The 337-nt window shown below is 61.4% G+C and carries 1 pseudogene; it reads left to right on the plus strand.

Annotated elements, in window-relative coordinates:
- Positions 1-70 precede the first annotated feature (70 nt).
- Positions 71-205 (plus strand): annotated as a pseudogene (locus B1964_RS30825) (ATP-binding protein); the annotation flags it as partial.
- Positions 206-337: the final 132 nt, after the last annotated feature.

Genomic DNA, 337 nt, shown 5'->3' on the forward strand with positions numbered 1-337 from the left:
CGAGAACACCGCAGTCACCGAGCCCGAAGCCGCATAGAGGAGTCCTCCACGATTCCGGGGGAACCACAGGGGCGAAGTCTTCGCCGACGATGTCGTTGCCGCCGCACTCATCGACCGCCTCGTCCACCACGCCGAGGTCATCACCATCGACGGCGACTCCTACCGCACCAAGACGAGACGACAACTCGTCAACGCCGACCAGTAACCACACCAAAAGGGGGTCAAATTTCAACCGTCGATAAGGGGTCAGTTTTCGGCCGCCGTTGACAGATAGCCGTTTGCGCGGTCTCGATGGTGTCGAAGGCGCCAGTCTCGTCGAGAAGCTCCCGGCGCAATG

The sequence above is a fragment of the Gordonia sp. i37 genome, from assembly GCF_002043085.1.
Taxonomy (GTDB): Bacteria; Actinomycetota; Actinomycetes; order Mycobacteriales; family Mycobacteriaceae; genus Gordonia; species Gordonia polyisoprenivorans.